Annotated in this window: 24 protein-coding genes, 2 tRNA genes and 1 pseudogene; 10 read left to right on the forward strand and 17 right to left on the reverse strand. The window is 69.0% G+C overall.

Annotation, left to right across the window (positions count from 1 at the left end):
- Nucleotides 1–2: 2 nt before the first annotated feature.
- Together ACZ6Z4_RS27385 and ACZ6Z4_RS27390 are read right to left on the reverse strand one after the other, a co-directional pair.
- A complete protein-coding gene (locus tag ACZ6Z4_RS27385) occupies nucleotides 3–770 on the reverse strand; it encodes a protein phosphatase 2C domain-containing protein (protein ID WP_465569943.1) in 768 nt (255 codons plus the stop codon).
- 12 nt (nucleotides 771–782) lie between these two features.
- The gene (locus tag ACZ6Z4_RS27390; protein WP_465569944.1) at nucleotides 783–1715 is read right to left on the reverse strand and encodes an NAD-dependent epimerase/dehydratase family protein; all 933 of its coding nucleotides are present in this window, start codon (nucleotides 1713–1715) and stop codon (nucleotides 783–785) included.
- A gap of 106 nt (nucleotides 1716–1821) precedes the next feature.
- Between ACZ6Z4_RS27390 and ACZ6Z4_RS27395 the strand changes: the two genes are divergently transcribed.
- The gene (locus ACZ6Z4_RS27395) at nucleotides 1822–2421 is read left to right on the forward strand and encodes a pentapeptide repeat-containing protein (RefSeq protein ID WP_465569946.1); all 600 of its coding nucleotides are present in this window, start codon (nucleotides 1822–1824) and stop codon (nucleotides 2419–2421) included.
- Nucleotides 2422–2521: 100 nt separating this feature from the next.
- Here ACZ6Z4_RS27395 and ACZ6Z4_RS27400 read toward each other — a convergent pair whose 3' ends face one another.
- Nucleotides 2522–3163, reverse strand: a complete 642-nt coding sequence (locus tag ACZ6Z4_RS27400; RefSeq protein ID WP_465569947.1) for a VanZ family protein — start codon at nucleotides 3161–3163, stop codon at nucleotides 2522–2524.
- 296 nt (nucleotides 3164–3459) lie between these two features.
- On the opposite strand from ACZ6Z4_RS27400, the gene ACZ6Z4_RS27405 reads away from it, so the two are divergent.
- From ACZ6Z4_RS27405 to ACZ6Z4_RS27420, 4 genes are read left to right on the forward strand one after another with little or no spacing between them, the layout of a single operon-like run.
- On the forward strand, nucleotides 3460–3903 hold the full coding sequence (locus tag ACZ6Z4_RS27405; RefSeq protein ID WP_465569948.1) for a helix-turn-helix transcriptional regulator: 444 nt from the start codon (nucleotides 3460–3462) through the stop codon (nucleotides 3901–3903).
- Nucleotides 3904–3908: 5 nt separating this feature from the next.
- Complete coding sequence (locus ACZ6Z4_RS27410) at nucleotides 3909–4319, forward strand: VOC family protein (RefSeq protein WP_465569949.1); 411 nt, start codon at nucleotides 3909–3911, stop codon at nucleotides 4317–4319.
- 49 nt (nucleotides 4320–4368) lie between these two features.
- On the forward strand, nucleotides 4369–6783 hold the full coding sequence (locus tag ACZ6Z4_RS27415) for an ATP-binding cassette domain-containing protein (RefSeq protein ID WP_465569950.1): 2415 nt from the start codon (nucleotides 4369–4371) through the stop codon (nucleotides 6781–6783).
- A gap of 25 nt (nucleotides 6784–6808) precedes the next feature.
- Nucleotides 6809–7327 (forward strand): hypothetical protein, encoded by a 519-nt coding sequence (locus ACZ6Z4_RS27420; RefSeq protein WP_465569951.1) that lies wholly within the window; start codon nucleotides 6809–6811, stop codon nucleotides 7325–7327.
- A gap of 24 nt (nucleotides 7328–7351) precedes the next feature.
- On the opposite strand, the gene ACZ6Z4_RS27425 is transcribed toward ACZ6Z4_RS27420, so the two are convergent.
- Nucleotides 7352–8311, reverse strand: a complete 960-nt coding sequence (locus ACZ6Z4_RS27425; RefSeq protein ID WP_465569952.1) for a threonine ammonia-lyase — start codon at nucleotides 8309–8311, stop codon at nucleotides 7352–7354.
- Nucleotides 8312–8330: 19 nt separating this feature from the next.
- Complete coding sequence (locus tag ACZ6Z4_RS27430) at nucleotides 8331–8768, reverse strand: hypothetical protein (RefSeq protein ID WP_465569953.1); 438 nt, start codon at nucleotides 8766–8768, stop codon at nucleotides 8331–8333.
- 19 nt (nucleotides 8769–8787) lie between these two features.
- On the opposite strand from ACZ6Z4_RS27430, the pseudogene ACZ6Z4_RS27435 reads away from it, so the two are divergent.
- Nucleotides 8788–8946 (forward strand): annotated as a pseudogene (locus ACZ6Z4_RS27435) (histidine phosphatase family protein); the annotation flags it as partial.
- 56 nt (nucleotides 8947–9002) lie between these two features.
- Here the strand turns inward: ACZ6Z4_RS27435 and ACZ6Z4_RS27440 are convergent.
- Nucleotides 9003–9620, reverse strand: coding sequence for a P-loop nucleotide/nucleoside kinase family protein (locus tag ACZ6Z4_RS27440; RefSeq protein WP_465569954.1), 618 nt, complete (start codon nucleotides 9618–9620; stop codon nucleotides 9003–9005).
- A gap of 195 nt (nucleotides 9621–9815) precedes the next feature.
- On the opposite strand from ACZ6Z4_RS27440, the gene ACZ6Z4_RS27445 reads away from it, so the two are divergent.
- Complete coding sequence (locus ACZ6Z4_RS27445; protein ID WP_465569955.1) at nucleotides 9816–10409, forward strand: nucleotidyltransferase domain-containing protein; 594 nt, start codon at nucleotides 9816–9818, stop codon at nucleotides 10407–10409.
- A 349-nt stretch (nucleotides 10410–10758) separates the two neighbouring features.
- Here ACZ6Z4_RS27445 and ACZ6Z4_RS27450 read toward each other — a convergent pair whose 3' ends face one another.
- The 7 genes from ACZ6Z4_RS27450 to gyrB form a co-directional block, all read right to left on the reverse strand.
- Entirely contained in the window at nucleotides 10759–11250 is a 492-nt protein-coding gene (locus tag ACZ6Z4_RS27450) for a hypothetical protein (RefSeq protein ID WP_465569956.1), read from the reverse strand.
- Nucleotides 11251–11561: 311 nt separating this feature from the next.
- Nucleotides 11562–11637: transfer RNA gene (locus ACZ6Z4_RS27455), tRNA-Ala, on the reverse strand.
- Nucleotides 11638–11647: 10 nt separating this feature from the next.
- The gene (locus ACZ6Z4_RS27460) at nucleotides 11648–11779 is read right to left on the reverse strand and encodes a DLW-39 family protein (RefSeq protein ID WP_237771553.1); all 132 of its coding nucleotides are present in this window, start codon (nucleotides 11777–11779) and stop codon (nucleotides 11648–11650) included.
- A gap of 35 nt (nucleotides 11780–11814) precedes the next feature.
- Nucleotides 11815–11888: transfer RNA gene (locus tag ACZ6Z4_RS27465), tRNA-Ile, on the reverse strand.
- A 95-nt stretch (nucleotides 11889–11983) separates the two neighbouring features.
- A complete protein-coding gene (locus ACZ6Z4_RS27470) occupies nucleotides 11984–12991 on the reverse strand; it encodes a DUF3566 domain-containing protein (protein WP_465569957.1) in 1008 nt (335 codons plus the stop codon).
- On the reverse strand, nucleotides 12991–15582 hold the full coding sequence (gyrA, locus tag ACZ6Z4_RS27475; RefSeq protein WP_465570203.1) for a DNA gyrase subunit A: 2592 nt from the start codon (nucleotides 15580–15582) through the stop codon (nucleotides 12991–12993). Before gyrA ends, ACZ6Z4_RS27470 begins: the two co-directional genes overlap by 1 nt.
- A 157-nt stretch (nucleotides 15583–15739) precedes the next feature.
- Nucleotides 15740–17776, reverse strand: a complete 2037-nt coding sequence (gene gyrB / locus ACZ6Z4_RS27480; protein ID WP_465569958.1) for a DNA topoisomerase (ATP-hydrolyzing) subunit B — start codon at nucleotides 17774–17776, stop codon at nucleotides 15740–15742.
- A 342-nt stretch (nucleotides 17777–18118) separates the two neighbouring features.
- Between gyrB and ACZ6Z4_RS27485 the strand changes: the two genes are divergently transcribed.
- From ACZ6Z4_RS27485 to ACZ6Z4_RS27495, 3 genes are read left to right on the forward strand one after another with little or no spacing between them, the layout of a single operon-like run.
- Entirely contained in the window at nucleotides 18119–18751 is a 633-nt protein-coding gene (locus tag ACZ6Z4_RS27485; protein WP_465569959.1) for a hypothetical protein, read from the forward strand.
- Nucleotides 18748–19344 carry a hypothetical protein gene (locus tag ACZ6Z4_RS27490; protein WP_465569960.1) on the forward strand — a complete coding sequence of 199 codons (597 nt, stop codon included), beginning with the start codon at nucleotides 18748–18750 and terminating at the stop codon, nucleotides 19342–19344. The genes ACZ6Z4_RS27485 and ACZ6Z4_RS27490 overlap by 4 nt, the downstream gene beginning before the upstream one ends.
- Entirely contained in the window at nucleotides 19344–19910 is a 567-nt protein-coding gene (locus ACZ6Z4_RS27495) for a hypothetical protein (RefSeq protein ID WP_465569961.1), read from the forward strand. Before ACZ6Z4_RS27490 ends, ACZ6Z4_RS27495 begins: the two co-directional genes overlap by 1 nt.
- Nucleotides 19911–19914: 4 nt before the next feature.
- Here ACZ6Z4_RS27495 and ACZ6Z4_RS27500 read toward each other — a convergent pair whose 3' ends face one another.
- From ACZ6Z4_RS27500 to gnd, 4 genes are all read right to left on the reverse strand, one after another.
- Nucleotides 19915–21234, reverse strand: coding sequence for a hypothetical protein (locus ACZ6Z4_RS27500; protein WP_465569962.1), 1320 nt, complete (start codon nucleotides 21232–21234; stop codon nucleotides 19915–19917).
- 81 nt (nucleotides 21235–21315) lie between these two features.
- Nucleotides 21316–21891 (reverse strand): DciA family protein, encoded by a 576-nt coding sequence (locus ACZ6Z4_RS27505; RefSeq protein WP_465569963.1) that lies wholly within the window; start codon nucleotides 21889–21891, stop codon nucleotides 21316–21318.
- A complete protein-coding gene (recF, locus tag ACZ6Z4_RS27510; RefSeq protein WP_465569964.1) occupies nucleotides 21884–23023 on the reverse strand; it encodes a DNA replication/repair protein RecF in 1140 nt (379 codons plus the stop codon). Before recF ends, ACZ6Z4_RS27505 begins: the two co-directional genes overlap by 8 nt.
- 1 nt (nucleotide 23024) lies before the next feature.
- Entirely contained in the window at nucleotides 23025–23942 is a 918-nt protein-coding gene (gnd, locus tag ACZ6Z4_RS27515; RefSeq protein ID WP_465569966.1) for a phosphogluconate dehydrogenase (NAD(+)-dependent, decarboxylating), read from the reverse strand.
- Between the last annotated feature and the right edge of the window lie 2 nt (nucleotides 23943–23944).

Consider the following 23944-nt stretch of genomic DNA (forward strand, 5'->3'; position numbering starts at 1 on the left):
CCTCAGCTCAGCCGAAGCAGCACGGCACTCGCGTCGTCGTGCCGCTTCCCCCTGAAACTGCCTGGCGCCGCCGCGGCGTCGTACGCTCGCACCCGGTCGATCAGCTCCCGAGGCCCACCCGTCTCCAGCACCTCGACCAGCTCTCCCCATGAGTGCCCGTACCGCTCGGCGTACCGCGAAGCCCCGTCCGTCATCACCGCCACCGACGCGACGTCCTCGCGCGCAGTCACCCCACTCACCGCCTCGTACGCCGCATCCGGCTGCGTGCTCGCCACCCAGAACCCACCCGCCTGGTTCCGCGCCTTCCGCACCGCCTCGAACGTGTACTCCGGTAGGTACTCGACCCGATCGTCGACCACCGCCGCCACCGCACCGCCAGGCGCCCGCAGCACCACCGGAGAGTCCGCCAGCACCAGATGCTCGACGCTCTCCACCCCGACCCGCACCATCGCCACCGTCGACGACGGACTGTCCGGGTTGCTCAGGTCGCAGGTCCCGACATGAAGCTTCCGAACCCCGTCGATCGCCCCCGCCAGCAGCTCCACCAACGAGTCACCCGACCGCCCCACCAGCGGAAACGACAACTCCATCCCCAACTGCCGAACCAACCACGTCACATCGTGCCGACACCCAGACTCCATCCCAGCAGGCGCTGTAGCCCCATCCAGCACAACCACGAAGTCGGGCCCGGTCACCACCAGGTCCTCGTTGACCCCCGCCAGACGATCAGGGGCACCCTCACAAACCGACCAGATCTCCACGGCGCCCATTCAACCCGGCTGCTAAGCGTGCGCCTCCTGCGGCTCGGCAGCGGCGTGCGCTCCCCACGTATCAACCAGCGACTGATCCAGCGAAACCTTCGCCGTCCACCCCACGGTCTTCTCGATCAACGCCGTGTCCGCCTGCTGCCACGGGACAGCATCCGCCGGCGACCCCGCGTGCCCCGCGTGCACAACCCCCTCGACCACCTTCGCCCCCGTCCCACTCAGCTCGATCAGCCGGCTCACCACGTCCCGCGCCAGCGCAGCCCGCCCCGACCCCACGTTCAGCACCGGCGGCGGCTTCTCCTCGGTCAGCGCCACCGCAAGCACCGCGTCCGCCACATCCCGCACGTCGACGTAGTCCCGCCACGCCTCCAGCGACCCCATCTGCAACGTGTCCGTCTCCCCGACCTGCCGCACCACCCGCCCGAGCAACGTGCTCGCCGGCGACCCCGGCCCGCTGATGTTGAACGACCGCACCACCACCGCATCAGCACCGTTCCGCCGAGCCCGCAGCACCAGCTCCGACCCCGCCAGCTTCGTGAACCCGTACGCCGCCCCCGGCTTCAGCTCCGCCTGCTCGTCCTGGCTCGTCCCGTGCGGCGCACCGCCGTACTCCGCGGCCGAGCCCAGCTGCACGAGCCGCGCGTTGTTCGCCGTCCGCTGCATCGCCGACAGCAAGGCGTCGACCGCGACCACGTTCCCGCGGGTCAGCGCGACGGCGTCGCCGTGCGTCGCGGCCGCGGCGTTCACGATCACGGTCGGCTTGTACATCGCGAGCAGCGCGTCCAGGGCATAGCAGTGCCCGGTGGCGAGGTCGAAGCGCCGGTGTGGATCGCCGGTGCTCCGGGTCATGCCGCGGTGCTCGATCCCGCGGTCGCCGAGCTGCGCGCAGATCCGGCCTCCGAGGAAGCCGCCGGCGCCGAACACCATCACCCGCTCCGATCCGGTCACCCGGCCCATCTTGCCCGCTCCGGTTGACGATCCGAGGAACTTTGTCCGTCGGGGTCGTCACAATGCTGAGCACAGGACCCGCGCCGCGGGGCCGAGAGGAGATCTTGTGGCCAACCGCCGTGCGCCCGCGACCGAGTCCACCGTCCGGGACTGGGACGACGCCGACCCGTCGGGGCAGACCTACACCCGGGTGCTGTTCCTGGACTCCGACCTGACCGAGGTGGCCAACACCGGCGGCGTGTTCGAGGAGTGCGTGTTCCGCGGCGTCCGGTTCAACGCCTCGACGCACACCGACGCCGCGTTCGTGAACTGCACGTTCGCCCGCTGCTCGTTCTTCGACACCACGTTCACCCGCTGCAAGCTGATGGGCAGCACGTTCGACGACTGCACGTACAACCTGCTCAAGGTCGACGGCGGCGACTGGTCGTTCACCAGCCTGCCGGGCGAGGACCTGCGCGGCGCCGAGCTGACCGGCGTGAAGCTGCGCGAGGCCGACCTGACCGGCGTACGGGCGGCCAAGGCGTCGCTGCGCAACGTCGACCTGTCCGGTGCGATGCTGCAGCGTGCCGACTTCACCGGCGCAGACCTGCGGGGTTCGGACCTGACGTCGCTCGACCCGCTGACGGTCCAGCTGCGGGATGCGATCATCGACCTGCCGCAGGCGATGGCGATCGCGCAGGCGCTCGGGCTCGAGGTCCGGCCCTGACTGTGGACAGCTTCAAAGTTATCCCCCGATTCGTCCACAACCTGTGGATAACTTCCCACTCTCCGTGGTCGGGACGTCGTCGTACGCCGGAATCGGTGACTCAGCGCAGCCGAGCGACCGGCCGGAGCCGACTCGTCCGCTGAATCATCGCCGGACGGGCCGTGACATCGGTGCGGCGATGCCGGGCCGGCGGACGCCCGCGCGTGGTCAGCAGCGCGGCATGCTCCACGACGTACTCGGGACTCGTCAGCGGCCGCGTCCGGTTCAGTGCCTGTACGCCGGCCGCCAGCCCGACCCCGGCGAAAGCACCGGCCGTGTTCGCGATCAGGTCGTGCACCTGGCACGAGCGCCCGAGCTGGGGGACCAGCGCCTGGACCGCCTCGACGGACGCCGACAGGCCGATGCCCGCCGCGATCCCGTCGGCCGGACGCCCGCTGGCCAGCGTCAGCATCCCCGCGGCCGGGACGAACAGCAGCACGTTGAGCAGCCCCTGGAGCGAGGTCAGCCCGCCGGTCGTGGTCAGGTGGGTGCCGCAGACCCCGATGCCGCTGTGGTGCGCGGTCGGGCTCAGCGTCGCGGCCAGGACCAGCGCGAACGACGCGGGCAGGAACAGGGATGCCAGCCGGGGAACCAGCCGGTCACCGCGCCGCCGGACCGCCGAGACGGCGATCGGGATCGCCATTCCGGTGAGAACGAGCCACGTGTCCAGCAGGTGCGGGATGCCGCGATAGGTCTCGAGCACGTATCCGGATCCTCCGTCGTCAACCGGCCTCACGCGCGCCCGAGCGGACCCCGCGCGAAACACAACGTCAGTGGTTCTCGCCCTCGTTGGTTTCCTCATCAGACGATCGGTCGGCGGCCGACCCGCTCGCCAGCCCCCTCCGGACATCTGCACGCACCCGCAAACAAACGGTGGTCGCCCCGTGACAATCCGTGGTGGAACTGTCACCGCGTATCGGGGCCCAAGGCAACATCCATCGGCAGTACCGGGCCGCCGGGCGCTCGACCGTGCGCCTTCGCGATGGCACCATTTCGAGGGTGAGCACCTCGGACGACGCGCAGCGGCTGCGGGACCTCAAGCTGCTGCGCCGGGTCCGGGACCGGATCGACCGCGAGTACGCGCAGCCGCTCGACGTCGAGGCGCTGGCCCGCGGCGTCAACATGTCGGCCGGGCACCTGAGCCGCCAGTTCAAGCTCGCGTACGGCGAGGCGCCGTACGGGTACCTGATGACGCGGCGGATCGAGCGCGCGATGGCGCTGCTGCGGCGCGGCGACGTGAGCGTCACCGACGTCTGCTTCCAGGTCGGCTTCTCCTCGCTGGGGACGTTCAGCACCCGGTTCACCGAGCTGGTCGGGATGCCGCCGAGCGAGTACCGCCGGCAGGTCCGGCCGCCGGCCGAGCCGCCCTCGTGCATCACCAAACAGGTCGCCAGACCGATCAGGAATCAAGAAGCACCGCAGGCTTGGCCGCCAGTAGCGTGAACGCCATGGACATCAAGATTCACGCCAGCTTCCTGCCACACGAAGACCCCGACGCCTCGATCGCGTTCTACCGCGACACGCTCGGCTTCGAGGTCCGCAACGACGTCGGCCAGGGCACGATGCGCTGGGTCACGATCGGCCCCGAGGGCCAGCCGGACACCCAGATCGTGCTGCACCCGCCGCTCGTCGACCCCGGACTGACCGAGGAGGAGCGCAAGACCATCACCGAGATGATGGCCAAGGGCACCTTCGCCACCATCGTGCTCGCCACCAAGGACCTGGACGGCCTGTTCGACCAGGTCCAGGCCACCGGGGCCGAGGTGATCCAGGAGCCGACCGACCAGCCGTACGGCGTCCGCGACTGCGCGTTCCGCGACCCGGCCGGCAACCACGTCCGCATCAACCAGGTCGGCTGACACCCCGCCGTACCGACCGAGCCGCGACCACCCGACCGACGGAGCACCGATGACCCCGAGAGCCACCAAGACCGCCGCGAAGAAAGTTGCGCCGAGTCGGGCGCGGCCGGCGTACGACGCTGACAGCCACGACCTGATCCGGGTGCACGGTGCCCGCGAGAACAACCTCAAGGACGTCAGCATCGAGTTGCCGAAGCGGCGGCTGACGGTGTTCACCGGTGTCTCCGGGTCGGGCAAGAGCTCGCTGGTCTTCGGCACCATCGCCGCGGAGTCGCAGCGGCTGATCAACGAGACCTACAGCACCTTCGTCCAGGGCTTCATGCCGTCGCAGGCGCGGCCCGAGGTGGACGTGCTGGAGGGCCTGACCACCGCGATCATCGTCGGCCAGGAGCGGATGGGCTCGAACCCGCGCTCCACGGTCGGCACGGCGACCGACGCCAACGCGATGCTGCGGATCCTGTACAGCCGCCTCGGCAAGCCGTACGTCGGGTCGCCGCAGGCGTTCTCGTTCAACGTCGCGTCGATCAGCGGCGCCGGCGCGGTGAAGATCGAGAAGCACGGGCAGACCGTCAAGGAGCGCCGCAGCTTCTCGATCACCGGCGGCATGTGCCCGCGCTGCGAGGGTCGCGGCTCGGTCTCCGACATCGACCTGACCCAGCTGTACGACGAGAACAAGTCGCTGTCCGAGGGCGCGTTCACGATCCCGGGCTGGAAGTCGGACAGCTTCTGGACCGTCCGGGTGTACGCCGAGTCGGGTTTCGTCGACCCGGACAAGCCGATCAAGAAGTTCACCAAGAAGGAGATGCAGGACTTCCTCTACCGGGACCCGGTGAAGGTCAAGGTCGACGGCGTCAACCTCACCTACGAGGGGCTGATCCCGAAGATCCAGAAGTCCTTCCTGTCCAAGGACGTCGAGTCGATGCAGCCGCACATCCGCGCCTTCGTCGAGCGGGCGGTCACGTTCACGACCTGCCCGGAGTGCGAGGGGACCCGGCTCACGCCGGAGGCGCGGGCCTCGAAGATCAAGGGGATCAGCATCGCCGACGCGTGCGCGATGCAGATCAGCGACCTGGCCGAGTGGGTCCGCAAGCTCGACGAGCCGTCGGTCGCGCCGCTGCTGTCGGCGCTCGGCGAGACCCTCGACTCGTTCGTCGACATCGGCCTGGGCTACCTCAGCCTGGAGCGCCCGGCCGGCACGCTGTCCGGCGGCGAGGCCCAGCGGACCAAGATGATCCGGCACCTCGGCTCGCCGCTGACCGACGTCACGTACGTCTTCGACGAGCCGACGATCGGCCTGCACCCGCACGACATCCAGCGGATGAACGAGCTGCTGCTGCAGCTGCGCGACAAGGGCAACACCGTCCTCGTCGTCGAGCACAAGCCGGAGGCGATCGCGATCGGCGACCACGTCGTCGACCTCGGCCCCGGAGCCGGTACGGCGGGCGGCCAGGTCGTCTTCGAGGGCACCGTCGAGGACCTGCGCACCGCCGACACCCTGACCGGCCGGCACCTCGACGACCGCGCCACGGTCAAGGACGAGGTCCGTACGCCGACCGACGTCCTGGAGATCCGCGGCGCGAACACGAACAACCTGCAGGACGTCGACGTCGACATCCCGCTCGGCACGCTGGTCGTCGTCACCGGCGTCGCCGGCTCCGGCAAGAGCTCGCTGATCCACGGCTCGGTCGCCAAGCGCGACAGCGTGATCTCGGTCGACCAGGGCGCGATCAAGGGCTCGCGGCGGAGCAACCCGGCGACGTACACGGGTCTGCTGGAACCGATCCGCAAGGCGTTCGCGAAGGAGAACGGCGTCAAACCGGCCCTGTTCAGCGCGAACTCCGAGGGCGCCTGCCCGAACTGCAACGGCGCCGGCGTCATCTACACCGACCTCGGCATCATGGCCAGCATCACCACCACCTGCGAGGTCTGCGAGGGCAAACGCTTCTCCGCCGACGTCCTGGAGTACACCTTCGGCGGCAAGGACATCAGCGAGGTCCTCGCCCTCCCCGTCGCCGAGGCCCTCGACTTCTTCGCCGAGGGCGACGCGAAAACCCCCGCCGCCCACAAGATCCTCCAGAATCTCGCCGACGTGGGCCTCGGCTACATCAGCCTCGGCCAGCCTCTGACCACCCTGTCCGGCGGCGAACGCCAACGCCTGAAGCTCGCCACCCACATGTCCGAGAAGGGCGGCATCTACGTCCTCGACGAACCGACCACCGGCCTCCACCTCGCCGACGTCGAGCAACTCCTTGCCCTGCTCGACAAACTCGTCGACTCCGGCAAGTCCGTCATCGTCATCGAGCACCACCAAGCCGTGATGGCCCACGCCGACTGGATCATCGACCTGGGCCCCGGCCCCGGCCACGACGGCGGCCACGTGGTCTTCGAGGGCACCCCCGCAGCTCTGGTGAAGTCCCGCAAAACCCTCACCGGCAAACACCTGGCGGAGTACGTCGGCAGCTGAGCGAGTGACCAGCGCCGGACGATCGATGAAGCAGTGGGTCGTCCTCGTACTCCTGGCCCCAGCACTCCTGCTGACCGCCTGCGGTCCGCCATCCGCAGGAATGATGGGCATCACCGTGGACGCCGACGGCCGACCGATCGGCGTCCTGGAGGTGTGTGAGGGCCACATCGACGGAGCCAGGCTGTACGAGACCCCTGTCGCCGATTCCGGCGAGTCAGCGCCCGAACCGGCGACAGTGGGCGACTGGGTCGTCTCTCCCGCTGTGGAATCGTCAAGCCTCGTGGACCTCGGCACGCCGACAAGCGACTGGAGGACTGACTCGCCGTTGAAGGCACTGCAACCAGGACGGTCCTACACGTTGTACGGCTGGACCACCGACCACTCGTGGTCAGCAGGCGGCGTCGAGTTCTCCACCGAGGACCTGAAGCTGCTGCGGCCCGGCCAGGTTCGCTACGACGCCGGTTTGCACGCTGACGAAGAGAATCCGGAAGACACGACAGCGACGGTGCCCGCCGCCGAGTTCCGCACGCGTGCGTGCGGCTGAGGCTTACACGCTGCCGTAGCCCGGTCAGGCGATCCAGCGGCGATGCGAGATCGGGTCGACGTTGCTCCCGCACACGACGGTCACCACGCTTCGCCCGGCGAACCGCTCGGGATCCTCGAGCAGCGCCGCGACGCCGAGCGCGGCCGACGGCTCGACCACGAGCCCGGCCTCGTCGTACAAGATCCGCAGTCCGGCGACGATCGATTCCTCCCGCACCAGTACTGCGTCGTCCGCCACCACCAGCAGGTCGCCCAGCACCTCCGCGATCGGAAACCGCCCCGCCACCCCGTCCGCGATCGTGTCGGCCGACTCGGTCGTGACCACGCGCCGTTCCCGCCACGACCGCGTCATCGCCGGCGCGCCCATCGGCTGCACACAGATCACCTCGACCTCCGGCGCGAGCTCCTTCAGCACCTGCCCGATCCCGGTCGCCATCGCCCCACCGCCCAAGGCGATCAGCACCACGTCGAACGGCGTCCCGCTCTCCACCAGCTCGAGCCCGATCGTCGCCGCACCTTCACAGGTCTCGAGGTCCAGGCTGTCCTCCAGCAACCGGATCCCGTCATACCGCGCGATCGCCGCCGCCCGCTCCCGAGCCAGCTCGTGATCCCCGTCCACCAGCTCCAACCGGGCCCCCAGCGCCCGGATCCGCTCCAGCTTCACCCGCGGCGCGAACCGCGAAGCCACCACGGTCACCTCGAGCCCCCGCCCACGCCCCGACCAAGCGAGCGCCTGCCCGAGATTCCCCGCACTCGCGCACACCACGTCCCGCTGCCCATCGGCCACCAACTGCCCGGCCACCAACTCGGTACCCCGCCCCTTGAAGCTCCGCACCGGGTTCGCCGTCTCCAGCTTGATCCCCACCGCACACCCGAGCCGAGCCCCCAACGGCTCACACCCGAAGAACGGCGACCCGAGAAACACCGGATCGATCCCCGCCCGAGCCGCCCGGATCCGCTGCACATCAAGCCGAGTCGTCGCCACGCCTCGGAGCCTAGGGCCGCTAGGTGTCGTACTGCAGCCCGTCCCACGGCTCGTAGTACGCGATGAAGTCCCCCGGCTCGATGTGGATCGAGTACTCACCCTCGAACTCCTCGGCCACCCAACCGAAGGTCACGCCGTCGACCTCCACGGTGAACGGCGCGACCTCGATCGCCTCCAGCACGTACTCCCCGAGCTCCGCCAGCCGCGCCGCGACCAACTCGTCCTCCCCAACCGGCCCCGCCTGCCCGGGCGGCCCGCCTCCCGGCCGGCCAACTTCCTGCACGCGCACCTCGTCGAACGTCCCGTCAGCCTTCCACAGGAACAACCCGACGTACGCCGAGTCCAGCTCGAACAGCTCCTCACTCAGGAAGAACTTCCGCCCGTCCGCGGCCGTCCCCGCGTACGGCACGTGATAGTCGTCCGGCACGATCGTGAACCGCTCGGGTGCCTCGTCCACAACAGCTCCTAGGAGTTCGATGACCCGCCACCTCTACCTGACCCGCCACGCCGAGGCCACCCCCGACGGCCACACCCTCACCGAGTCCGGCCGCCACCAAGCAGCCCTCCTCGGCGAACGCCTCCGCGACGTCCCCCTCACCACCATCCACCACAGCCCGTTGCCCCGAGCAACAGAAACCGCCCACCTGACGGTCATCCGCTACACCCCCGACCGTCCGTCGTCAGTCCTCCTCTACAACGACATGCAGCACCTCCCCACCACACTGCAGTGGACAGGCTTCCCACCCGACCTGCTCTCCCGCGCCGAGCCGTTCAGATGGACGTCCACTTCCGCCAGAACATCGGCCAGCGGCCGCTGCATGTCCACCTGAAGGTAGTTCCCCGACGGACGCTGGACCCGCCCCATCCATTCCCGAAAGAGCGCCGCACCGTCCACCGGTTCCTCACCCAGATCCACCGGCGGACTGTCGATACCGCGCCGGTGAGTCCGCAACCGCGGCCGCCGAGCAAGCCTCTGCTCGAGCAGCTCCAAATCCTCGATCCGGCACTCGACGTACCTGTACGTCGCATTGCCCGCCCGCGCGATCTCCATCCCCTCACTCACGATCCGCGGCCAGAAGCACGGACTGTCCATCACCACACAATGCCCCTGCGCCAGCACATGCCGAGCCTGCGCATACATCACCTCGTACGCCGCCCTGGTACTCCCGTCGACATCGAACCCCGCGTCCAGAACAGCAGACTTGATCACGTCGTAGTCGACAACAACCGCGCCGAAGGCCTCGACAACATGAGCGGCAACCGTGGACTTCCCAGCCCCAGGCACACCCGACATCTGCAGCAGAAACATCTCGCTCCTTCCAAGAGCCCGAACCCAAATTGCCATGCCGACCTCCGCACTGCCCGTTAAGCTGCGGCCAGCGTCAGAGCCCAAAGGAGGTGGTCCACATGCGTAGTTTCCACGCGGTGCCGCCTCGTTGGTCCGCCCAGCGGCTCTGACCCTCCCCGAGGCTCACCGCATCCACTGATGCGAGGAGTTCCTCCCTTGAGTTCAGTCGACCAATCAGAAGCCCTCACCGCGACCCGCGCCGCGTTCCAGGACTACCCGTCCAACTACTGGATCGCCGGAGGCTGGGCCCTGGACCTGTTCGCCGGCCGCGTCCGCCGCTCCCACGGCGACGTTGACGTCCTGGTCCTTGCCCGCGACCTGGACCAGGTCTCCGCGACCTTCACCACCCCGCGCCCGTCGATCCAGGACCCACAGACCGGCAAGCGCCGCCCCTGGGCCGTCGGCGAACAACTAGCCCCCGGCCCGAACGCCCTGGTCTTCCCCGACTGCCTCCACCCGTCCCCGATCCAGATCCTCTTCGCCGCCTCCGAAGCCGACGAGTGGATCTACCACCGAGGCCGCGGCGCCATCCGAAAACCCCTCACTGAGATCACCCGGACCTCGCCCACCGGCCTCCCGTACCTCGCCCCGGAGATCGTCCTCCTCTTCAAGTCCCGAGGCCCCCGCCCAAAGGACACCGCCGACTTCACCGACGTCGCCCACCTCCTCGACCCGGCCCGCCGCCGATGGCTCCTCGACCGCATCGCGCCGCTCTACCCACACCACCCCTGGCTGCCTGCCCTCCGCTGACCGCCAAGTGGGGCACAGGCTTCTACCTGTGCCCCACTCCGAGCAGTCGCGCCCGAAGGCCCCCGCTCGCGATCACGCAGGAAGTCGCCTCCTGCCGCAGAGCCGTTAGCAGACCGCGGCGATCACCTGGCAGCATGCAGGTCATGTCGACCGACTACGGACAACCGATCGGCCAGGTCTTGGGCGACCGCTTTCAAGCGCCCGAGCTGCTGCCAGGTTTGGACCGCGCTGGAAGGCATCGGGGTTCTCACCACTCAGCTGGACATGCTGCGCGAGCGAGCCGTCGATTCCTTTCGCGGGGACGACGACTAGCGATCCGACCGTCCGATCAAGTGAGGCCGGAACCCCGTCATTGCTGAAGTTGCTCGATGCACGCCTGGCGCACGACTCCGGGTAACTCGTCCTCCGGCCGGCCCCACGGTGCGCCCATTTCGTCGGCGAGTCCCCAAAGATCGCCGAGAGGCTGCTCGAAGGCCTCGGCGGCGTACTCGTTGGCAGTCACCACTCCGACGACTTGATCGACGACCCAGGTCGAGCGGACCCGGCCAGTCAGATACATGTCGGCGATGTGGTTGTACGCCACCTTGAGAGCGGCCTGCCTCGACGACAAAGGGTCGACGCCGGCGTCCGCGAGAGCTGCCGGCAGAAGGTCGCGAACCTCACGGGTGTCCCGCCCGCTGAGGCCGGCCAGTTCCGCCAGCGACCTACCGTCGCATCCCTGAACGAGCCAGTTGGCCGCCCACATCGGCACGGCCTCTGCGTGCAGGGTGTCCAGGGCCAGCCACGCTGCGACCAGGGCGGGGGTCGGCGTTTCCCCGTCCGGAACGGTCTCCTCCACCATGGCCCCATTGTGCTGGGGGTCGGGTGTTGTCGGCATGGGCTTTATGAGCGCCGTCGCGCAGCTTCAGTTGGCCGGTGTGCGCAGTGAATGCTCGGACGACGTGGGTTTCTCTGGCCTCGCTCCGGCACAAGCGGCCACCCGAAAGACCACCCCAGCCACAGAGTGGTCACTGAGGGCGCCAGCCCGCACAGTTCGCGCGCTAAGCGCAGGGTGGGTGGGAGCACGCGGAGCGGTCGCCTGGAGGAGCGGAGCGACGGAAGGCGGCTGCGGAGCGCGCGTGGGGTCTACCGATCAGCGCGGGGGAGAAGATGTGGTGGAGACGAGGGGACTCGAACCCCTAACCCCTGCCTTGCAAAGGCAGTGCTCTGCCAGTTGAGCTACGCCCCCGTGGGGGTGATCAGCGGCCCGGGGTGACCGGGTCGACGGCCTCGGCCCAGAGGTCCTGCTCGGCGCGGGCCTGCTGGGACTTCTTGTAGACGAAGTATCCACCGACGCTCGCCAGCAGTACCAGCAGAATCTTCTTCAGCACCGGGACTCCTCGGATCGGCGTCGATCAGGGTTTTGTGGGCCTAACTGGATTTGAACCAGTGACCTCTGCCTTATCAGGGCAGCGCTCTAACCAACTGAGCTATAGGCCCGCACTTGCGGGGTCGAACCGGAGAGAGATTACCGCACCGGGACCCCGACTCCCAAATCCGATCGGGCCCTCGCCGGGCCCGATCGGGGGAGTGGCTCAGTCCTCGGACGCGAGCGTGACTTCGAGGCCGCCGAGCAGCGTGGCGGCGATGTTGTAGAGGAACGAACCGAGCGTCGCGAGCGCTGTGATGATCAGCACGTCGGCGCACGCCAGCAGGGTGGTGAAGCCCATCACCTTGCCGGTGTTGACGTAGTTCTCGATGTCGAACGGTTCGGCCGCCGGGGTGCCGAGCACCTCGGTGACGGTGTTGTTGATGTTGTCGAAGACGCCGGCGGCGCCGATCGCGGACCAGACGATGAAGACCGCGACCCAGGTGACGATGCCGAAGGCGATCGACAGCAGGAACGCCGTCTTCATCACCGACCAGGGGTCGACGCGGGACAGCCGCAGCCGGGCCTTGCGGACCTGGCCGCGGGACCGGGCGACCGGCTCGGCGTCGTCGGCCGGGCGGGTCTTCTCGGCGGCGGCGTCCTTGACCGCGGCGGCCTTCTCGAGCACCGCGGCCTTCGCCGCGCTGACCCGGTCACCGAAGCTCTCGCCGGGCTTGGCCGGGGTCGTGACCTTCCCGGTCTGCCCGTACGCCGTACCGCCCGCTCGCGCGGTCCCCGCAGCTCCAGCAGCTCCCGCACCAGCAGCACCAGCGCCGACAGCCCCAGCCTTACCGGCAGCGCCAGAAACCCCAGCCCCCGGCGCCGAAGCGCCACCAGACCGCTGCTCCGGACGCCCAGGCGTACTCGGCGCGGCCGGTCGCCCACCCGGCGCCTGCGTCGTCACCGGTCGCACCGGCGGCTGCTGCGGCGGCCGGGACGGCGTACCGGGCTGTGCCGCCGGCCGGCCCGCGGTGCGCGGATCGGCCGGAGCGGAGCTCCGGGGGTCGCCCTGGCCGTTCGCGGTCGCCGGGCGCGGCTGCGCGCCGTTGTTACGACCGTTGGAGGCCGGTGTGGCCGGTGGGGTGGACGCAGCCTTCCCGTTGCCACCTTGCGGCGGTCGGGACTTGGCGCTGTCCGCCCCATCAGGCCAGTTCGGCCTCGAGCGGTTGGTCATCAGATGCCCTCCTGGCCGGCGTCGTCGTCTTCGACGGTAGCCGTGCCCTCGACGTCAGTCGAATGCTGGTCATCATTCTTGACGCTCTCGGGGGCGGTTTCGGTTGTCGCTGCGTCCACATCCTGGGCACCTTCGGTGACCGGCTGGCCCGACTCGTCGAGCTCCTCGTCACTGACGGTGAGATCGGTGTTGCGCGCGATCGCGACCACGGCGTCGGACTCGCCGACACCGGCGAACCGGACACCCATCGTGTCGCGGCCCTTGACCGGCACCGAGTCGACCCGGCTGCGGACGACCTGGCCGCTGCCCTTGATCGCCAGCACCTGGTCGGCGTCGACGACGATCAGCGCACCGACCAGCGACCCGCGCTCGTCGTTCAGCTTGACGGCCTTGATGCCGAGACCGCCGCGACCCTGCTGCCGGTACTCCGAGACGCGGCTGCGCTTGGCGTAGCCGGCATCGGTGACGGTGAAGACGTACTGCGCGTCCTCCTCCGAGCCGGCCCGGATCACCGACATCGAGAGCAGCTCGTCGCCGTCGCGGAACTTCATCCCGGTCACACCCGAGGTCGCCCGGCCCATCGGCCGCAGCTGCTCGTCGTTCGCGGTGAAGCGGATCGACTGCCCCTTGCGGGACACCAGCAGCAGGTCGTCGGCCGCGGTGGCCAGGTCGGCGCCGATCAGCTCGTCGTCGTCCTCGCGGAAGTTCACCGCGATGATGCCGCTCTGCCGGGCCGAGTCGTAGTCGGTCAGCGCGGTCTTCTTGACCAGGCCGCGCCGGGTCGCCAGCACCAGGTAGTCGGACTGCTCGTAGTCACGCAGCGTGAGAACCTGGGCGATCTCCTCGTCCGGCTGGAACGAGAGCAGACCGGCCACGTGCGAACCCTTGGCGTCGCGCGCCGACTCCGGCAGCTGCCACACCTTGGCCCGGTAGACCCGGCCCTTGGTGGTGAAGAACAGCATCCAGTGGTGGTTCGTGGTGGCGAAGAAGTGCCCGATCTCGTCCTCGGCGCGCATCGTCGCGCCGCGGACGCCCTTGCCGCCGCGGTTCTGCACCCGGTACAGGTCGGTCTTGGTGCGCTTCGCGTAGCCGCCGCGGGTGATCGTGACGACCACGTCCTCGTCCGGCACCAGGTCCTGCACCGACAGGTCGCCGTCGGCGGCGACGATCTCGGTCCGCCGCTCGTCGCCGTACTTCTCGACGATCTCGGCCAGCTCGTCGCGGACGATGGTCCGCTGCCGGACCGGGTCGGCCAGGATGTCCTCGAGGTCGGCGATGATCGCTTCCAGCTCGTTCAGCCGGTCGATGATCTTCTGCCGCTCCAGGGCGGCCAGCCGGCGCAGCTGCATGTCCAGGATCGCCTGGGCCTGCGTCTCGTCGATCTCCAGCAGGCTGATCAGGCCCTGGCGGGCCTCGTCGACGTCGGGGCTGCGCCGGATCAGCGCGATCACCTCGTCGAGGGCGTCCAGCGCCTTCACGTAGCCGCGGAAGATGTGCGCGTTCTTCTCCGCCTCGCGCAGCCGGTACCGGGTGCGCCGCTGGATGACCTCGATCTGGTGGTCGATCCAGTGCGTGATGAACAGGTCCAGGCTGAGCGTGCGCGGTACGCCGTCGACCAGCGCCAGCATGTTGCAGCCGAAGGTGTCCTGCAGTTGCGTGTGCTTGTACAGGTTGTTCAGTACGACGCGCGGCTGCGCGTCGCGCTTCAGCACGATCACCAGTCGCTGCCCGGTCCGCGACGAGGTGTCGTCGCGGATGTCGGCGATCCCGGTCATCTTGCCGGTGTTCACCAGCTCGGCGATCTTCTGCGCCAAGTTGTCCGGGTTGACCATGTACGGCAGCTGGCTGACGACCAGGCTGGTCCGGCCCTTGGCGTCCTCCTCGATGTCGACCACCGCGCGCATCGTGACCGAGCCGCGACCGGTGCGGTAGGCGTCGTCGATGCCCTTGTAGCCGACGATCAGGGCGCCGTTCGGGAAGTCCGGGCCCTTGATGTTCTCCATGCACGCGGCCAGGACCTCTTCCTGGGTCGCGTCCGGGTGCTCGAGGCACCAGTTCGCGGCCGCGGCGACCTCGCGCAGGTTGTGCGGCGGGATCTGGGTGGCCATGCCGACGGCGATGCCGGCCGAGCCGTTGACCAGCAGGTTCGGGAAGCGGGCCGGGAGGATCACCGGCTCCTGCGAGCGGCCGTCGTAGTTGGGGCGGAAGTCGACCGTCTCCTGGTCGATGTCGCGCACCATCTCCATCGCCAGCGGGGCCAGCCGGCACTCGGTGTACCGCATCGCGGCGGCCGGGTCGTTGCCCGGGGAACCGAAGTTGCCCTGGCCCTGGATCATCGGCGCGCGCATCACCCACGGCTGGGCGAGCCGGACCAGGGTGTCGTAGATCGCGGAGTCGCCGTGCGGGTGGTACTGACCCATCACGTCACCGACGACGCGGGAGCACTTGGAGAAGCCGCGGTCCGGGCGGTAGCCGCCGTCGTACATCGCGTAGAGGATCCGCCGGTGCACCGGCTTGAGCCCGTCGCGCACCTCGGGCAGCGCGCGGCCGACGATCACGGCCATCGCGTAGTCGAGGTACGACTGCTGCATCTCCGTCTGCAGATCGAGGGGCTCGATCCGGTCGTGTCCCGGGGAAATGGGGGTCTCGGTCATGTGAAGCTCGTCCCGTTCGGTTCAGACGTCGTACGTCGGTGAGTTCGGCGCTGGGGACCGGCCCCGGTACGGCGTACCGGAGCCGGTGGGGCGCTCAGATGTCGAGGAAGCGGACGTCCTTGGCGTTGCGCTGGATGAAGTTCCGGCGCGCCTCGATGTCGTCGCCCATCAGCGTCGCGAACGTCTCGTCCGCGCGCGCGGCGTCGTCCAGGGTGATCTGCAGCAGCACCCGGTTGGCCGGGTCCATCGTGGTCTCCCACAGCTCCTGGGCGTTCATCTCGCCCAGACCCTTGTACCGCTGGATCGCGTTGTCCTTGGGCAGCTTCTTGCCCGCCTCGGCACCGGCCGCGATCAGGCCGTCCTTCTCCCGCTCGGTGTAGGCCAGCTCGTGCGGCTGGTTGCTCCAGCGGATCTTGTACAGCGGCGGCTGGGCGGCGTACACGTGACCGCGCTCGATCAGCGGCCGCATGAAGCGGAACAGCAGCGTCAGCAGCAGCGTCCGGATGTGCTGGCCGTCGACGTCGGCGTCGGCCATGATCACGATCTTGTGGTACCGCAGCTTCTCCTCGTCGAAGTCCTCGTGGATGCCGGTCCCCAGCGCGGAGATGATGGCCTGGACCTCGTTGTTCTGCAGGACCTTGTCGATCCGGGCCTTCTCGACGTTCAGGATCTTGCCCCGGATCGGCAGGATCGCCTGGAACTTCGGGTCCCGGCCACCCTTGGCGGAGCCACCGGCCGAGTCACCCTCGACGATGTAGACCTCGCACTCCTCGGGGTTGGTCGACTGGCAGTCGGACAGCTTGCCCGGGAGACCGCCGCCGCCGAGCAGGCCCTTGCGGTTGCGGGCCAGGTCGCGGGCCTTGCGGGCGGCCAGCCGGGCGCTCGCGGCCGCGGTCGCCTTGCGGATGATCTCGCGACCCTCCTGCGGGTTCTGCTCGAACCAGGCGCCGAGCCGGTCGTTGACGACCCGCTGGACGAAACCCTTGACCTCGGTGTTGCCGAGCTTGGTCTTGGTCTGGCCCTCGAACTGCGGCTCGGCGAGCTTGACCGAGATGATCGCGGTCAGGCCCTCCCGGATGTCGTCACCGGTGAGCCGGTCCTCCTTCTTCTTGATCATCCCCTGGTCCTCGCCGAACGAGTTGACCAGTGAGGTGAGCGCGGCCCGGAAGCCCTCTTCGTGCGTCCCGCCCTCGTGGGTGTTGATCGCGTTCGCGAAGGTGTGCACCGACTCCTGGAACGAGCCGCTCCACTGCATCGCGACCTCGAGGCTGAGGTTGTTCTGCCCCTGCGCGGCCTCGAACGCGATCACGTTCTGGTGCACGGTCTCGCGGATGCCGGTCAGGTACTTCACGTAGTCGACCAGGCCGTCGTCGTACTTGAACGACTGCTCGACCGGGTTGCCGTCCTCGGTGTGGTCCGGGCGCTCGTCACGGATGACGAGCTCGAGGCCCTTGTTCAGGAAGGCGTACTCGCGGAAGCGGGTGGACAGCGTCTCGTAGGAGTAGACGGTGGTCTCGAAGACGTCGGCGCTGGGCCAGAAGGTGATCGTGGTGCCGGTGGAGTCCGCGGTCCCGGTCTCGGCCAGGTCCTCGTCCGGGTTGCCCATCGTGAACGTCTGCGTGTAGCTCTTGCCGCCGGTGTTCACATCGACCTGGAGCTTGGTGGACAGCGCGTTCACGACCGAGACACCCACGCCGTGCAGACCGCCGGACACCTTGTACCCGCCGCCGCCGAACTTGCCGCCGGCGTGCAGCACGGTCAGTACGACGGTGACGGCCGGCTTGCCCTCGGACTCGACGATGCCGACCGGGATGCCGCGGCCGTTGTCGACGACGCGGACGCCGCCGTCGGCCAGCAGCGTGACGACGATCTTGTCGCAGTACCCCGCCAGGGCCTCGTCCACGGCGTTGTCGACCACCTCGTAGACCAGGTGGTGCAGACCGCGCTCACCGGTGGACCCGATGTACATGCCCGGCCGTTTGCGGACGGCGTCGAGGCCCTCGAGGACCTGGATCGCGCTGGCGTCGTACTCGCGTTCGACGACGCTGGACGTGATCTCGGTCAGTTCCTCTTCGGTGCCGGTGCTGTCGGCGGACGGGATGGCGTCGGTCTCGGTCGGCTCGTCGGTCACCGGATGTTGTCCTCCTCGGACCCCGGTCAGCGGGGCATCGATGCACAGTGGACGCCGCCCCTGTCCCACCCCGCCCAGGGGATCCTGAGCAGAACAGGGAGGCGCGGCGCTCTCAACCCCTCCAGTCTACCCGTCGACCGAAGCAGAACCTGCCATGAGGCGCCCGAAACTCGGGTCAGGGCGTCTTTTCTCCCTCGTCACCATGTCCCCTCTCGCGGGTGGGGGCCCGGAAAGCGCTCACGGCCCCTCAGTGCCTTCCGGCCGGTTCACCCGTGACCGTCTGGTTTCCGAGACGAGCAACGCCCGGACCGCGCGCACCCGGCGGCCCCTAAGATCGCTGCCGTGGAAAGTCTCGACGACGTCATCGACGCCATGATCGCCGACCGGGTGATCCACCGGCACCGGCGCAAGTGGCTGATCGCGCTGGCCCTGATCGTCGTGCTGGCCGTCGTCATCTTCCTCACCGGCGGCTTCAAGGAGCACAAGGGCCGGGCGATCCCGACCGTCGAGGCACCGACCAGCGTCCAGGCCGGCCGGTTCGAGTACGGCTTCACCAAGGCGAAGATCATCCGCACCCCGAAGACGGAGTACAGCGAGGCGAAGGCCCGGCTGCAGGTCTACTTCGACCTGAAGAACACCGACGAGGACACCAAGACCAGCGTCTCGATGTCCGGCCGGCTGCTGAACTTGGTGCCCGGCGGCGGCGCCGACCTGATCGAGTCCAACGGCGCCACCTGCCACGACGAGTTGAACGTGGTGCAGGTCTACGGCCTGGAGTCACAGCCCTGCTTCGCGAAGTTCGACGTACCGGCGGACTTCGCCGCGGACGTGGTCGAGATCGGCGTCATGGCCGAGGAGTACAAGGCCGACGACGGGCTGACCGGAGCCAGCGAGGAGCCGTACTGGCACTCGCCCGGGGTCGCGAACTCCGTGGTCCGGATCAACGCGACCATCGAGACGGAGAAGGACGAATGAAGCTGTACCGCCCAGCCACCGTCGCCGTCGGGGTGCTGTTCGTCCTGCTCGGCGGGCTGTTCCGGCTGCTCGAGCCCGAGTCGGTCTACGAGGACCGGACCCGGGTGATCACCAAGGGCGCGATCGGGGAGGACGTCCGGTTCTTCGACTCGACCGTGACCGTGACCCGGATGCGGTTCGCCAAGACGTTCGCCGAGGAGAAGGGCGGCAGCGACAGCCCGCAGGTCGGCACCGAGGGCACCTTCGTCGCGGTCGAGTACGACGCCGTCCGCGGCACCACGGACCCGGGCAACAACTCCGTCACGCTGACCGCCGACGACGGGTCGGTCTACACCCCGGTCACCGAGATCATCGAGACCGGGATCGGCTTCACCGAGCCCGGCTTCGCCCGTAGCGCCGCGCTGGTCTTCGAGGTCAACCCGGCCGACGTCGTCGGGCTGACGCTGAAGGTGCACCCGACGTCGCTGTTCAACACCCTCAACCAGGACCTGGCGATCGACCTCGGCGTCCCCGACGAGGAGGTCGCCGAGCGCTCGATCGAGCAGGCGGAGGCCCAGTACGTGATTCCCGACTCCGTGGTCCGGGTGGCCTGATGACCGTCCCCGACCGCGTTCTGCAGCTGACAGCGAAGATCGCTCTGCTGGTCGCGCTGGCCTCACTGGGCGCGTTCCTGCTCGTCCGTACCTACCTGGGCGACCCCGAGACGGTCTACAAGCTGGGCACGGTCACCGACACGGTCTCCAAGGGCCCGGTGACGATCGAGAAGGTGCGCTGGCAGCTCGGGTCGATGCAGGTCTACACACAGCTGGTCGACAAGGAAGAGCAGCGCAAGGTCTCGCTGGAGAACAACGTTCCCGGCTCGGTCGTCGTCGCGGTGCACATGGCGGTGACGCCGCTGACCGGGCGCGACCAGCTGAGCGGCGGCGGTTTCGTGTGCGCGACCGAGCTGCGCGACGACCGCGGCAACGTCTGGAAGAACCAGGACGTCGCCACCGATCTCGGGCCGGCCTCCTGCTCCGACGACGACCACCCGATGAAGGCGAACCAGCCGAACAAGCTGGTGAAGCTGTTCGTCGTACCGGCGGACGCCGTACCGCACCTGGTCGGAATCCAGGTCGGGTCGCTGGACGAGTACCGCCGGGTGCTGATCACCTTCTGAGGGATCAGGCGGGCTGCTCGGCCTCGTCGGCGGCCTTCGCCTCGGCGGCCTCGGCCCGGCGCTCGGCGCTGACCGAGATGCACAGGTCGAACGCCGCTGCCAGCAAGGCGATCCGCAGCGTCTCGAAGACGACGTCGCGCAGCGCGCTCGCGATCTCGTGGTTCATCAGGTCCCACTGGTCGCCGTGGACGCCGATCAACCGCTGGATGCCGAGGAAGGTCCAGTCGGAGCCGAGCAGCCAGAACGTGTAGACCGTGCAGACCACACCGAGGAACACGGGTCCGACGCGGACCAGCAGCCGGAACGCGTTCAGGGTCGGGTAGAACTTCTCGCGGAAACCGCCGAGCACCAGGTTCGGCGCCTGGTTGGTGAGCTTGACCAGCCGACTCGGCTCCGCGGCCTCGACCGGCGTACCGCCGAAGCGGCGCTCGACCCGGGTACCGCGGAAGACGCCTCCGCTGGACAGCACCCGGTGCCCGAAGACGACCGTGGTGATCGCCAGCCAGGTCAGCGGCTCGCCGACCCCGTCCTTGAACAGCGGCCACAGGGTCTCCCAGGTGAAGCCCCAGAGCCACTCGAGACCACCGGGCAGCGGGATGCGGATCTTGTCGAAGAACTCCTTGACGCCGTCCCACCAGTCGACGGTGAAGTACCAGAAGCTGCGCGTCGCCAGCCAGGCCTTCAAGTCGCCGATCGCGTGCGGCGTGACCAGCACGGTGAGCAGGATGAAGAACGCTTCCGCCCACACCTGCAGGAATTTCGCCGGCCGGCTCGGCCAGCGGTCGTCGATCGCCTCGACCACACGGCGGATCACCAGCAGGATCACGATCGCCGGCAGGTAGTCCTTCCAGCCGCCGTCGACGAGGACGAAGAAGGCCGCCCCCGGACCGAGCCCGAGTTCGACGGTGTTGCTGACCGACAGCTCGGCGATCCGCTCGTCCAGGAAGCCCCAGGCCGACCAGACCGCGACCAGCGGCAGCAGCGTGACCGACAGCAGCTCCATTAGACCCTGCTGGGTCGGGTCCGAGGTCTCCTCGGACTGGTTCGCGGCCGCGTCGCGCCAGCGGTACAGCGAGGTGGCGCAGGTCCGGATCATTCCGACCGAGGCCGCGATCTGGATCAGTACGCCGAACGAGAACAACCCGACGCCGAGACTCTTGTGCTGGTGCTGCCCGAGCCAGATCGCGCCGTTGACCGACGCCCGGAAGCCGACGTACCCGGCCAGGAACCAGGTCACCAGGGGTAGCAGGTTGCGCCACCACAACCGGAAGGTGTCTCCGATCAGGTGGACCATCTCGCGGAAGCCGTCGACGATCGTGCGCATCGCGCCGATCCTAGGGGAGTCGCGGGTCCGGTCGGCAAGCCGGAACCCCGATATTCCTCTGGGAGCGGCTTTCTGCGGGCTCTACCCGTACGTGTCGCGCGGTCCACGGCCGCCGCGGACCGTGCGGGGGCCCTTGCGCCAGCTCGGCGCGTGCGGGCCCTGGACGTTGACGTGGGTGACGGTGCCCTCGCCGAGCTCGGCGTTTAGGCGGCGGATCAGCTCGGGGGCGAGCATCTTCAGCTGGGTCGCCCACGCGGTGGAGCTGGTGCGGACGGTGAGCTGGGTCTCCTCGTAGCTCTCCGGTGTGCAGTGCTCGGCCATCTCCGGGCCGACGATCGACGGCCAGCGGGCCATCACGCCGTGCACGGCGACGTCGACCTCCCAGCCCTGGTCGCGCATCAGGCGGCCGAGGGTGTTGGTGAGCTTCTGCGGGTCGCGGTCGTCGGGGCGGGCGCCGCTGACCTGGAAGCCGTAGGTGGTGGTGCGGCGGCGTCGCGTCCGGCGTACAGGCTGGATCGGGCCGGCGCCCTTGAGGCGGCCGGCCAGCGACTTCGCCAGGTCGAGGCCGTGCTTGTCGTGCTCCGGTTCCTCGTCGGGCAGCGTCGGGGCGTCGTCGCTCTCGTTGCCGCTCTCAGAGGAATTCCGGGGTTCAGGCACGGTTGACCGACCCGTCGCCGACCGCGAACCGGACACCCGACAGCTCACCCGGTACGTCGGCACCGACCGCCGCGGTGACCAGCACCTGCTTGGCCGGCGCCACCAGCTCGGCCAGCCGGTCGCGGCGCTGCGAGTCGAGCTCGGCGAACACGTCGTCCAGGATCAGCACCGGCTCACCTCCGTCCGCCCGCAGCAGCTCGTACGACGCCAGTCGCAGCGCGAGCGCGAACGACCAGGACTCACCGTGACTCGCGTACCCCTTCGCGGGCAAGTCCCCGAGCCCGAGCAGCACGTCGTCACGGTGCGGCCCGACCAGCGACGTACCGCGGTCGAGCTCGTCCTGCCGCTTCTCCCGTACGGCGGCCAGCAGCGCCTCGGCGAGCTGCTCGCGGGAGCGCATCCCGGGCTCGAGCGGCACCGACGACTTGTACTCCAGCCGGGCGTCACCCTTGCCGCGGGCAACAGCGTCGTACCCGCTGGAGACCAACGGACGCAGGGATTCCAGCAACTCGAGCCGGGTCGCGAGCAGCTCGGAACCGGTGCGCGCGAGGTTGGAGTCCCACACCTCGAGCGTCCGGAGCTGCCCCTCGGCGGCCGACGAACGGTTCTGCCGGCGGGCCATCTGGGCGCTGCGGAGCAACGAGTTCCGCTGCTTGAGCACGCGGTCGTAGTCCTGGCGGACACCGGCCATCCGCGGCGTCCGCAACGTGAGCAGCTCGTCCAGGAACCGGCGCCGCTCGGACGGGTCGCCCTTCACCAGCGCCAGATCCTCCGGCGCGAACAGCACCGTGCGGAGCAGGCCGAGCACTTCCCGGGGGCGGGGGACCGGCGACCGGTTGATCCGGGCCCGGTTTGCCTTCCCAGGATTGATTTCCAGCTCGATCACGACATCGCGCTCGTACTCGCCGCGGACCTCGGTCCGCACGATCGCGCGGGACGCGCCGGCGCGCACCAGCGGCGCGTCGGTCGCGACCCGGTGCGAACCGAGCGTCGCGGTGTAGTGGATCGCCTCGACCAGGTTGGTCTTGCCGTGGCCGTTCGGACCGACGAAGGCCGTCACGCCCGGGGAGAGCTCGACCTCCGCCTGCTGGTACGACCGGAAGTCGAGCAGTCCCAGGGCGGTGACGTACACCTCAGTGCTTGACCGGCGGCGTCGCGTACGACGGGTCCTCGGCGCCCTTCACCGCGTGCCCGCCGAACTGGTTGCGCATCGCGGCGATCGCCTTCATCGCCGGGGAGTCGTCCTGCCGGGACGCGAACCGCGCGAACAGCGACGCGGCGATCGCCGGCACCGGGACGGCGTGGTCGATCGCGGCCTCGACGGTCCAGCGGCCCTCGCCGGAGTCGTCGGCGTAGCCGCGGATCTTGTCCAGGTGGGTGTCTTCCTTGAGCGCGTTCACCATCAGGTCGAGCAGCCAGGACCGGATCACGGTGCCCTCGCGCCAGGAGTCGAACGCCTCCGGCACGCTCTCGACGATGTCCGCGGCCTCGAGCAGCTCGAAGCCCTCGGCGTACGCCTGCATGATCGCGTACTCGATGCCGTTGTGGACCATCTTGGTGAAGTGGCCGGCGCCGACCTTGCCGGCGTGCACGAAACCGAACTCGCCCTCGGGCTTGAGCGCCTCGAAGATCGGCATCAGCGTGGCGATCGTCTCGGACTCTCCGCCGACCATCAGGGCGTAGCCGTTCTCCAGGCCCCAGACGCCGCCGGAGACACCGACGTCGACGAACTTGATGCCCTTCTCGGCCAGCTGGGCGGACCGGCGGGTGTCGTCGGTCCAGCGGCTGTTGCCGCCGTCGATCACGATGTCACCGGGGGAGAGCAGGTCGGCGAGCTCGGTGATCACCGGGTCGATGGCCTGCACCGGCACCATCACCCAGACGATCTTCGGCTGACCGTCGGCGGTCAGCTTGCCGATCAGGTCGGCGGTGTCCTTGGCGTCGGAGATCTCCTGGTTGTGGTCCAGGCCGATCACCGTGTGACCCGCGTTGCGGATCCGCTGGCGCATGTTGCCGCCCATCTTGCCGAGACCGACAAGCCCGAGCTCCATCG

This window comes from Kribbella sp. NPDC104740 (assembly GCF_055583505.1).

Excerpts from the sequence above, each read along its gene's own strand:
- ACZ6Z4_RS27385 (WP_465569943.1), bottom strand. The coding sequence starts at position 770 with ATGGGCGCCGTGGAGATCTGGTCGGTTTGTGAGGGTGCCCCTGATCGT.
- ACZ6Z4_RS27410 (WP_465569949.1), top strand. The coding sequence starts at position 3,909 with ATGGACATCAAGATTCACGCCAGCTTCCTGCCACACGAAGACCCCGAC.
- ACZ6Z4_RS27415 (WP_465569950.1), top strand. The coding sequence starts at position 4,369 with ATGACCCCGAGAGCCACCAAGACCGCCGCGAAGAAAGTTGCGCCGAGT.
- ACZ6Z4_RS27420 (WP_465569951.1), top strand. The coding sequence starts at position 6,809 with ATGAAGCAGTGGGTCGTCCTCGTACTCCTGGCCCCAGCACTCCTGCTG.
- ACZ6Z4_RS27440 (WP_465569954.1), bottom strand. The coding sequence starts at position 9,620 with ATGTTTCTGCTGCAGATGTCGGGTGTGCCTGGGGCTGGGAAGTCCACG.
- ACZ6Z4_RS27450 (WP_465569956.1), bottom strand. The coding sequence starts at position 11,250 with ATGGTGGAGGAGACCGTTCCGGACGGGGAAACGCCGACCCCCGCCCTG.
- ACZ6Z4_RS27470 (WP_465569957.1), bottom strand. The coding sequence starts at position 12,991 with ATGACCAACCGCTCGAGGCCGAACTGGCCTGATGGGGCGGACAGCGCC.
- gyrA (WP_465570203.1), bottom strand. The coding sequence starts at position 15,582 with ATGCAGCAGTCGTACCTCGACTACGCGATGGCCGTGATCGTCGGCCGC.
- ACZ6Z4_RS27490 (WP_465569960.1), top strand. The coding sequence starts at position 18,748 with ATGAAGCTGTACCGCCCAGCCACCGTCGCCGTCGGGGTGCTGTTCGTC.
- ACZ6Z4_RS27495 (WP_465569961.1), top strand. The coding sequence starts at position 19,344 with ATGACCGTCCCCGACCGCGTTCTGCAGCTGACAGCGAAGATCGCTCTG.
- ACZ6Z4_RS27500 (WP_465569962.1), bottom strand. The coding sequence starts at position 21,234 with ATGCGCACGATCGTCGACGGCTTCCGCGAGATGGTCCACCTGATCGGA.
- gnd (WP_465569966.1), bottom strand. The coding sequence starts at position 23,942 with ATGGAGCTCGGGCTTGTCGGTCTCGGCAAGATGGGCGGCAACATGCGC.